Annotated in this window: 13 protein-coding genes; 9 read left to right on the forward strand and 4 right to left on the reverse strand. The window is 33.0% G+C overall.

The window, feature by feature from the left end; all coding sequences use genetic code 11:
* A partial coding sequence (locus BUB47_RS09545; protein WP_143270645.1) for an IS30 family transposase occupies positions 1–259 on the forward strand: 259 nt, incomplete at its 5' end.
* A 96-nt stretch (positions 260–355) separates the two neighbouring features.
* Here the strand turns inward: BUB47_RS09545 and BUB47_RS09550 are convergent.
* Entirely contained in the window at positions 356–844 is a 489-nt protein-coding gene (locus tag BUB47_RS09550) for a prolyl-tRNA synthetase associated domain-containing protein (protein WP_073185743.1), read from the reverse strand.
* A gap of 61 nt (positions 845–905) precedes the next feature.
* Complete coding sequence (locus BUB47_RS09555) at positions 906–1,703, reverse strand: DUF368 domain-containing protein (RefSeq protein ID WP_073185745.1); 798 nt, start codon at positions 1,701–1,703, stop codon at positions 906–908.
* Between the two features lie 188 nt (positions 1,704–1,891).
* On the opposite strand from BUB47_RS09555, the gene BUB47_RS09560 reads away from it, so the two are divergent.
* From BUB47_RS09560 to BUB47_RS09590, 7 genes are all read left to right on the forward strand, one after another.
* Positions 1,892–2,650, forward strand: a complete 759-nt coding sequence (locus BUB47_RS09560) for an SDR family NAD(P)-dependent oxidoreductase (protein ID WP_073185747.1) — start codon at positions 1,892–1,894, stop codon at positions 2,648–2,650.
* A gap of 47 nt (positions 2,651–2,697) precedes the next feature.
* Complete coding sequence (locus BUB47_RS09565) at positions 2,698–3,384, forward strand: CDGSH iron-sulfur domain-containing protein (protein ID WP_073185748.1); 687 nt, start codon at positions 2,698–2,700, stop codon at positions 3,382–3,384.
* A gap of 178 nt (positions 3,385–3,562) precedes the next feature.
* Complete coding sequence (locus BUB47_RS09570; RefSeq protein ID WP_073185750.1) at positions 3,563–4,036, forward strand: LytTR family DNA-binding domain-containing protein; 474 nt, start codon at positions 3,563–3,565, stop codon at positions 4,034–4,036.
* Positions 4,029–4,427 carry a DUF3021 domain-containing protein gene (locus tag BUB47_RS09575; RefSeq protein WP_073185752.1) on the forward strand — a complete coding sequence of 133 codons (399 nt, stop codon included), beginning with the start codon at positions 4,029–4,031 and terminating at the stop codon, positions 4,425–4,427. Before BUB47_RS09570 ends, BUB47_RS09575 begins: the two co-directional genes overlap by 8 nt.
* A gap of 102 nt (positions 4,428–4,529) precedes the next feature.
* Entirely contained in the window at positions 4,530–5,486 is a 957-nt protein-coding gene (locus BUB47_RS09580) for a threonine/serine dehydratase family protein (RefSeq protein WP_073185753.1), read from the forward strand.
* Positions 5,483–5,860, forward strand: a complete 378-nt coding sequence (locus BUB47_RS09585) for a RidA family protein (protein ID WP_073185755.1) — start codon at positions 5,483–5,485, stop codon at positions 5,858–5,860. The genes BUB47_RS09580 and BUB47_RS09585 overlap by 4 nt, the downstream gene beginning before the upstream one ends.
* A gap of 87 nt (positions 5,861–5,947) precedes the next feature.
* Complete coding sequence (locus BUB47_RS09590) at positions 5,948–7,342, forward strand: pyridoxal phosphate-dependent decarboxylase family protein (RefSeq protein ID WP_073185757.1); 1,395 nt, start codon at positions 5,948–5,950, stop codon at positions 7,340–7,342.
* A gap of 30 nt (positions 7,343–7,372) precedes the next feature.
* Here the strand turns inward: BUB47_RS09590 and BUB47_RS09595 are convergent, their stop codons facing one another.
* Positions 7,373–8,296 (reverse strand): LysR family transcriptional regulator, encoded by a 924-nt coding sequence (locus BUB47_RS09595; RefSeq protein WP_073185759.1) that lies wholly within the window; start codon positions 8,294–8,296, stop codon positions 7,373–7,375.
* A 101-nt stretch (positions 8,297–8,397) separates the two neighbouring features.
* On the opposite strand from BUB47_RS09595, the gene BUB47_RS09600 reads away from it, so the two are divergent.
* Complete coding sequence (locus tag BUB47_RS09600) at positions 8,398–9,735, forward strand: Na+/H+ antiporter NhaC family protein (protein ID WP_073185761.1); 1,338 nt, start codon at positions 8,398–8,400, stop codon at positions 9,733–9,735.
* Between the two features lie 115 nt (positions 9,736–9,850).
* Here the strand turns inward: BUB47_RS09600 and BUB47_RS09605 are convergent.
* Positions 9,851–9,970, reverse strand: a 120-nt coding sequence (locus BUB47_RS09605; protein ID WP_143270646.1) for a transposase, incomplete at its 5' end; no start/stop codon positions are given.

Raw genomic sequence — 9,970 nt, forward strand, 5'->3', positions numbered from 1 at the left:
TGCATGTTATACAGATGTAGAAGAAGAGTTGGGAATAGATTTTTACTTTGCAGATCCCTACAGTGCTTGGCAAAGGGGAACGAATGAAAATAGTAATGGGCTATTACGTGAATTCTATCCTAAGAAAACCGACTTATCGAAAATCAGTAATGAAAGTTTAATTAAAATATTATATAAAATAAATTCCAGACCTAGAAAATGTCTGGAATTTAGAACAACATTTGATGCATTTTTATACGAGATAAATAATTTGGAGTAAGTGTCGCAATAATTATTGCAATTCAGCATTTAAAAAAAGCAGTGCATCTAAAATATTTTAGATGCACTGCTTTTACTATTTTTCAATAATAATTAATTATAAGTCAATTATTTCATATTTATAATTTAAACTATCTAAAAATTTAAACATATCATCAGTTGAGATAAAAATTGTCTTTGTGTTGTCATTTGGGTGGAATGTGACAATCTTATCTTTTAACATTTCTCTGTCGACACAGATATTTATGTCGTGGGAGTCATTATTTAAAAAGCCAAATATAGATACAACTCCAGGTGAAAGGGATAACTTTTCCATTAATTTTTCAGAGGAGCCAAATTTCATACCTTTTTCATCAAGAATATCTCCAAGTTTTTTCATATCAAGAGATTTTCTATCGTCCATAATAACTAAGTAGTATCTGCTTTTTTTGCGATTGCATAAAAAAAGTGTCTTTGTTGGAACGCCTTCTTTGCCCTCAATGTATTTATCCGCTTCTTCAGTAGTAAATACTGCAGGGTGTTCAACGATTTCATAGGGAATTCCAATATCTTCTAAGTAGTTATAAACTTTTTGATACGCTTCCATAATATTACTCCTTTCAAAACTTAAAATACTTATTATTTTTTATTATACCACCAAAGCAAAGTTATTTTCTAGAGATAGTGTAAGTTATAGCAAATCCAAGAGAAAGGGTAAGTAGACAAATTAATATATTACTTAAATTTGGCACTCCGGGAAATATTTCAACTACAGAACCCAGTATAAATCCTAAAATTATTAAATAGGTGGGCTCGGGATATTTGTCCATAAGTTTTTCCAATGTCTTAGTTGTGAGAATTATACCAAGTATAAAGCCTATTCCAATGGGTACTAAAAATGGAAAGTAAAATTCTGTAATGGCTCTAATGGTCTCATCGTAAAGGCCTATTAGAAGTAACATATAAGATATGCTGATTCCGGGGAGCACCAGTGCAATGGCAATTATAAATCCAGCTAAAATAAGTAGTAGGGAACTTAAAAATCCCGCTTTTAAATCAATGTCTTTAATATTATTTACAGATATGGAAAATAAAAGGACTATTAATATTCCAACTGCTATATAGCAAACTGTTTTAATGGAAATACTACTGGCCTTAGCTTGTCTAAAAATTAGGGGAATGCTACCGATTGCAGCTCCTATAAATAAATAGTGCATTGGCATTGGATACTTTTCCAGTAAACTTAAAATAGGCTTGGAGAATAAGAGTATTCCAATAATAGCCCCAATGGAAAAGAGAGCTAAAAATAAAAAGCTGGACCTCTTGTGTTTCATAAAGGAACTAACTGATGATATTAATTTGTCGTAGATTCCAAGAATAATAGCCATAGAACTACCGCTAAGTCCTGGAACTAGCATGGAACTGCCAACAATCAGTCCCTTTAAAATTATAATAAAAGTATCCATTGAAGTTGCCTTTCTAAAAAATTATATACTAACTATTGTACATTATAATTTAAAGATATGAAAATCAAGTGGAAATTTAAAATTATAGGGAGTATTTATATTAACGCTTTACTAGGTAATATAATGGGTATCAAAAATATGAGAATGTAAATTATTTTAATACAGTTATATTAAAAAGGAGGAAGACAATGAGATTAGAAGATAAAATAGTTATACTGACGGGTGCCAGTTCGGGAATAGGAAGAGCAACAGCTCTTAGATTTGCAAAAGAAGGTGCAAAGGTAATTGCCATGGCCAGAAGAAAAGAAAGACTGGATGAGTTGGCAGGAGAGGCAAAGGACTTTGCAGGAGAAATAATTCCCTATGTTGGAGATGTTTCAAAGGACGAAGATATAAAGGGCGTCGTTGCAATGGCAATTACTAAGTATAATAGAGTAGATGTACTTATTAATAATGCCGGAATACTGGATAAAATGAAGACAGCAAGTGATATTGATGATGAACTCTGGGATAAAATTTTAAATGTAAATGTGACTGGTGTCATGAAAATGATTAGGGAAGTTATACCGCACATGGTTGAACAAAAATCAGGAAGCATTGTAAACACAGCTTCTGTTGGAGGATTGTTTGGAGGAAGAGGCGGAATGGCATATGTGGCATCAAAGCATGCAGTTATAGGAATGACGAAACACATTGGATTTGAATTTCAAGAATATGGGATTAGATGCAATGCTGTAGCGCCTGGATCTGTTGCAACAGAAGTATTTGGAACGGGAGAGGGAGTAAATCAATCTGTAATGGAGAAACTAAATAAGGGAGTAGCTGTTCTTCCGGTACTTGGCAAAGCAGAGGAAATTGCAAATGTAATGCTATTTTTAGCATCTGATGAGGCAAGCTTTGTAAATGGAGCAGTTGTAGTTGCAGATGGCGGTTGGACTGCATTTTAAAATATTAAATACAGTTGGTATGAATTTTTATTTAAAGGGGACGTAATATGAAAAAGAAAATTAAAATTATTCCAAATGGACCATATGAAGTATCAAAAGGGATACCTTTAAAAAAAGCAATAATAGGTATAGACAGTAGAGGAACCAGTGAAAAGTGGATAGAAGGCAGAGAGTATGAAAGCGGCGAAGAGAGCTACTACCTTTGTAGATGTGGACACTCTTCCAATAAACCCTACTGTGATGGAACTCATGAGAAAATTGAATTTGAGGGAAAAGAATATGCAAGTAAAGAGCCTTATGTAGATGGGTGCAAAGTTTTTGAAGGACCTACAATTGACCTATACGACAATGAAGAACTTTGTGCATCAATGAGATTTTGTGACAGAGGTAAGGGCGTTTGGCAGGCAACTATGGATTCAGATGACCCAAGTAGTAAGAAACTTGCCATTCAAGAAGCATGTGACTGTGCAGCGGGAAGACTTACTGTAGTTACAAAAGACGGAGAGGTAATTGAACCTAAGCTCCCAGAGGAAATCAGTCCAATACAAGATACAGCTGCCGGAGTGAGAGGGCCGTTGTGGGTTAAGGGCGGAATAGAACTGGAAGGAGCAGATGGAGAGGTCTATGAAGTTCGAAACAGAATGACACTTTGCAGATGTGGAGAAAGTAAAAATATGCCATATTGTGATATTTCTCATATGAACTGTGAACAGATGCAAGGCTTTGATAAATAATTATAAGAAAATAAATTAAAACAGTTTGAATTTTTTATTCAGACTGTTTTTTTGTTTTAAAAAATATTTGTTAATAATTAATTTTGGGTCACTTGAGTATAGAAAATGACCTCTTATGTAAAAGCGCTTTATTCTAAAAAAGGTTTACAGTATACTTAATTTACAAGAGGAGGTCGCTATGAAATTTGAAGTGAAAGTTCACAAGGACTATATAGAAACTGAAATAATTATAAAAACTAATTCTCAAATAAAAGTAAACAAAATTTTAAATAAACTTGAAGGAGATTTTAAAGGAGAATATATATTTTTAAATATACCTACAGGTAGTGGATATGAAAGAATTCCTACAAGAGAAATCACTTATATAGAAATCTATGGTTCTGATTTAGAAATACATCTACTTTCAGGAGAAATAATAAAGATAAAAGGTAGACTATATCAAATTTTAGAGGATTTAAATCCCGGAGTATTTATTCAAATTACAAAGTCATCTGTTGTAAATACTGATTATATAAGAAAAATAGAAAGTACATTTTCAGGAAATATGAGTGCAATTCTTAGAACTGGGAAAAGTGTAGTTATTTCACGAAGGTATTGGAAGAATTTAAAAGAACTGTTATTTGAAAAAATAGAGGAGGAAGAAAATGAATAAATCTGCTAAAGAAATCATCAATGGAATTTTTATTGGAATGGGAACAGCAAGTACTGTATTTTTAATAATGAAGTTTTTTTTCTTGGATTTTGCAGGGCAAAGGGAAATAAAAAGTGTTCTCTTAATGGGAATAATAGTAGGTGCCACTACAATTATTTATACGTCGGAAAGATTGAATTTATTCATTCAAGTTTTAATACATCTCAGTATAAGTTATGTTACATTTTTATTTGCATCTTCTTACGGTGCTTGGTTTCCTTTTAAAGAGGGGATAGTAAGTGGAACACTAATATTTATATTAATATTTATTGTATTGTGGACTTTCTTTTACTTAAGAGAAAAAAAAGAATTAGAAGAAGTAAATTTGAAATTAAGGGAAAGAAATAAGTAAAATAAATTAAAACAGTTTGAATTTTTTATTCAGACTGTTTTTTTGTTATATGGAAATGTGTTATACTTTTAGTAAAGTGAAACAGTTTTAAAGGAGGATAATATGTTAAATATAGATAGTATTTTAATGGCGCAAAAGAGAATAGAGCCATATATTTACAAGACGCCAATAATTCCATCACAGAACTTAGGTGAAATTTTAGGTTGTGAGGTATTTATTAAACCGGAGTGTATGCAGAGGACAAATTCTTTTAAAATTAGAGGGGCATTAAATAAAATGCTTTCAATGCCAAAAGATGAAGTTCAAAGAGGAGTAGTTGCAGCTTCTTCAGGAAATCACGGGAAGGGTGTTGCCTTTGCAGCAAAACTCTTGGGAGTAAAAGCTACAATTGTAATTCCGGACACGGCACCTCAAATTAAAGTAGATGGAATAAAAGACTTAGGTGCAGAAGTAATCCAATGTAAATTAAGTGAGCGCCATATAATTGCCAATGAGCTTAGTGAAAAATACGGGTACATAAACATTCATCCTTACAATGACTACGACATTATGGCTGGACAGGGAACTATAGGTCTTGAAATAGTAGAACAGCTTAAAGATGTAGATACTGTAGTAGTTCCAATAGGAGGCGGGGGCTTAATTGCAGGAATTTCCACTGCTGTTAAATCAAAACTTCCGGATGTAAAAATAGTTGGAGCTGAGCCCTATAATTTAAGGCGATATGCAAAGAGTATAGAGGCAGGGGAGAGGGTTCAGTTAGAAGAGCAAAAATCTGAAGCTGATGCGCTTTTAACTTCAACACCCGGTGAAAAAAACTATCCAATAGTATCATCTTTAGTTTCTGAATTCGTAGGCGTGAAAGATGAATATTTATTAAAGGCTATGAAGCTACTTTTAATGGAAGGTAAAATTTTAGCTGAACCATCTTCATGTATTGGAATAGGAGCTATACTTCAAGGAGAGTTAAAAGTTAAAAGAGATGAAAAGATTTGTTTTGTAGTTTCCGGAGGCAATACCGGCATAGACAAAATAAAAGAATTGGAGGGAATTTCCATATGAAACAGGTTTTCAATGAAAATAAACCTAGAGGACACTATTCTCCAGGTGTAATAAGCAATGGAACACTTTATATTTCAGGACAAACTTCAGCAGATCCTACTACGGGTTTTCCACCGAAGGGAATAAAAGAAGAGGCTTGGATGGCACTTAATAAGCTGGAAAGTGTTTTAAAATCAGCAAACTGCCCTAAAGAAAAGGTAGTGATGTGTAAAATTTACCTATCGTCAATGGAGTATTGGGACGATGTAAATAAAGTGTATAGTGAATTTTTTGGAGAACACAGACCGGCGAGAATTGTACTGCCTGTGGGAGAACTAAACAACGGATGCAATGTGGAATTAGAAGCAATTGCAGAAGTAAGTAGTATAAATTAAATATAGCAAATTAAAATACTATAATTAATTATGGTATTTTAATTTTTTGGAAGAAGTACTGTTGAAATTAAATATAGAAGGTGCGTTATGAACAATAGAGAAATTGAAGAAAAAATGGTAGAAGTAGTTAAAGACTACTATGAAAAAGAAAAATTAAATGACACTTTAGCTTATAGAGAGGCAAGTGAAGAAAACTACAAGGCAGTTTCAAATTTAAAATTCCCAAAAGAAGGACGTTCAATAGATGAGATGATTGACCTTTTAAATAGAGATGTATTTCCATATAGAGTAGTTGGAGATCATCCTAGAGATTTTGCATTTATTCCGGCACCAGTAGAGGAAATATCAAAAATCGGAGATGTTCTCACTACACTTTACAATCCAAATGCTGCCGGATGGTTTTCAGCGCCAGTTATCGCCTCAATAGAAAATTTATTAATAGATTTTTTATGTGAGAAGGTGGGATTTGGCAAGGAATCAGGAGGAACTTTTGTATCAGGTGGATCTCTATCTAATTTAACTGCCATAGTTGCCGCAAGAGATGACAAACTTGAAATGGACAATATAAATAAGGGCGTTGCCTATATTTCAAATCAAGCTCACCACAGTGTAAACAAGGGGCTTAGAATAGTTGGAATTCCCGACAGCAGAATACGCAGTGTAAAAACTGATGAAAATTTAAAGATGATACCTGAAGAATTAGAAAAGTTAATTTTAGAAGATAGAAAAAACGGACTTATTCCCTTTATGGTAATAGGCTCTGCAGGAACAACTAACACGGGGACTATAGATCCGCTATTTGATTTGGCACAGGTTTGTCAAAGACAAAATGTGTGGTTTCACGTAGATGGTGCCTTTGGAGGTTCACTATTACTATCTGACACTTATTCAAAGAGATTAAGAGGAATAGAACTTGCAAACAGTGTAACTTGGGATGCTCACAAGTGGCTATTTCAAACCTATACCTGTGCAATGATTCTAGTGAGAGATAAAAAAACTCTTCTAAAGAGCTTTAGTGACAATCCGTCTTATTTAAAAGATGCTCACAGTGAAGATCAAATTGAGTCTTGGGATTTAGGACCTGAACTATCTCGACCTGCACTTAGTGTAAAATTGTGGTTAACTTTACAGACACTTGGTTTAGATGAAGTTGAAAGAAGAATTGACCACAGTGTTAAAATAGGCGAAAAAGCAGAAAGTGAATTAAGAAAATACGACCATTGGCAAATTGTAACTCCTGGAGAACAGGCCATTTTAACGTTTAGATACTACAGTGATAAAAAGACGGAAGAAGAGTTAGACACAATTAACACAGAAATATCTCACGGTATTGTAAGTAGTGGATTTGCAGTTATATTGACAACTGAAATAAAGGGCATGAAAGTGTTAAGAATGTGTACGATTTCTCCTAAGACTACTAATGAAGATATAGAAATGGTAGTAGAAAAATTAAATGAATGTGTGAAGAGTTTAAAACTATAAAATAAAAGTCCTGTTGAAAGACAGGACTTTTTAAGTGTAGAGTTTATATGCTAAATCCATAAAATTTGACACCATGCTCCAAGAATAGGATTGTTTTAACCAGCCAAAGCGTATCATATAACTGGAATCTCTGTGAAAGTGTAGGATTTCTAAATTGTCTATTTCCCTCTGATTAAGAGATGATAGAATTAATTTTTCAGGTAAAAAGCAAGCTCCAACATTTTCAATACAAAGTTCTAAAATAGTGTCAACGCTACTTGATTGAGCTTTTACTATTGGAGAAGAAATAGTTTGAGATAGAAACTCTCTGGCAATTCTGCCGGAGACGTCCTCTCTACTGATTAGTAGGAAAGGGCAATTTGTCAGTGGTGAAAAGTCATTGTGCTCTTGAAGATTTGTAATGATATCTGAGGAGTTTGCTCCATATAAATTTTTCAGAAGTTTTTTAGAAATTACAAATACAACTTCTTCTCTATAGAAGTCTTTAAGTTCCACTCCGGGCAGTTTTTTGGGAAAGTTTGCTATGGCAAGGTCAATTTCTCCCTTAAGTAAAATTTGGTGCAAGACGTCATTTGTATCTTCTATCATTTGAATTTCTACATTTGGATATATTTTTTGAAACTCAGAGATTAACTTTGGCATAATAGTACGGCTTCTGGTGTATGTAATTCCAATTTTTAAGACGCCCTTTTGAGAATTTGAAATATCATAGAATTCTTGAGTCATTGCATTGTATTTTTTTTGAAAATCTGTAGTGTAATTTAAAAACACCTCTCCTGCATAGGTGAGTTTAAGTGGGACTTGGCGAATAAACAACTTACAGTTTAATTCTTCTTCTATAGATGCAATACTTGCACTTAGTGTTTGTTGAGTAATATGTAATTGTTCTGCGGCTTTAGTAAAGCTACGTTCTCTGGCAACTGTTGTAAAATAACTCATACTTAAAAAATTCATCTATCCCACTCCTAATACAGTATATTTACTGTATTATATACCACAAAGAACAGTTGGACAATTGAAATGGTAAATCCTATACTTTATTTAGGAGGAGAGAAATGTTAGAGACTATTACAATACTGTTATTTGCAATTGTTTTATTTATTTGTGTATTATCAAATGTTTCAATAGTTTATGCACTATTGACAGGGTATTTTATATTTTTTACATATGGTTTAATTAAGAAGAATAGCATAAGTGAACTTTTTAAAATGTCCATTTCCGGAGTAAAGACAGTTAAAAATATATTGACGATATTTTTATTAATAGGAATGATTACAGCTGTTTGGCGAGTGGCTGGAACTATCCCTATTATTATTTACTACTCCTCAGGGCTAATAATTCCGGCTGCATTTATTTTAGTGGTATTTTTATTAAACTGTGCGGTTTCAGTGTTAATAGGAACTGCCTTTGGAACTGCTGCAACAATAGGGGTTATTTGCATGACCATGGCTACAACTATGGGTATTAATCCCATTTATGTGGGAGGAGCAATTTTATCGGGAATATATTTTGGAGATAGATGCTCTCCAATGTCCGGAAGTGCAAATTTAGTAAGTGGCTTAACAGAGACTTCCGTCTTTGAAAATATAAAGGAAATGACAAAGACATCGCTAGTTCCCTTTGTACTAACTTGTGTAATATATATTTTTTTAGGGCTTACAGTTAAGGGGAAAATTGATGTAACGGAAATTCAAGAAGTATTTAACAGTGGATTTAATTTACACTGGGTTGCAGTTTTACCAGCTGTTGTAATTTTGCTGTTTTCACTATTTAAAATTGACGTAAAGCTTACAATGTTATGTAGTATTGCAATTGGAATTGTAATTTCTGTGGCAGTTCAAGGAAATAGCATTTTTGAAACTTTAAAAATTATGGCAATGGGATACAATTCAACAGATGCAAATTTAGCTGCAATGTTAAATGGTGGAGGAGTTATATCAATGTTAAATGTAATGTTAATTGTCTGTATTTCATCTTCCTATGCAGGACTTTTTGAGGGAACGGGACTTTTAATAAGTTTAAAAAACAATATTTTTAAATTAAGTAAAAAAATAAGCCCCTATGGGAGCACACTTTTTACAGCCGTTTTTGCGTCAATGATATCCTGCAATCAAACACTGGCAATAATGCTTACACATCAACTTTGCAAAGATACTGTAAAAGATGAAAGTGATATGGCAATTTACTTAGAAAATACGGCAGTGTTAATTCCTGCACTTGTACCTTGGTCTATTGCAGTAGTAGTCCCAATGTCAGCTATAGCTGCGCCAACGGTATGTCTATTGGCTTCCTTTTACCTTTATTTAGTTCCCCTTTGGAATTTTGTATCAATAATGAGAAAAAATAAATTGGAAAGTAGAAAGTCATATAAGTATAGCGTTGTTAATTCATAAAAATAAAGTTAAAAAATAGAGTTTGAAATTTCAAACTCTATTTTTTATGGTTCATTGTCAAATGTTGGGGTAGGTTTTTTCCTACCTCAATTTTTATTCTAATTTTTTGTTTAAATTAACTGCAACACCACAAAATCCTTTTCTTAAAGGTCTCGAAATTACGATATCCATAAGATACTCGTTTAATCACTTTGATTTTATTGTTAAATCCTTCCGTTCTTCCGTTGGTAAATCT

Origin of the sequence: Anaerosphaera aminiphila DSM 21120 (assembly GCF_900129925.1) — a bacterium.
Classification (GTDB): Bacteria; Bacillota; Clostridia; order Tissierellales; family Peptoniphilaceae; genus Anaerosphaera; species Anaerosphaera aminiphila.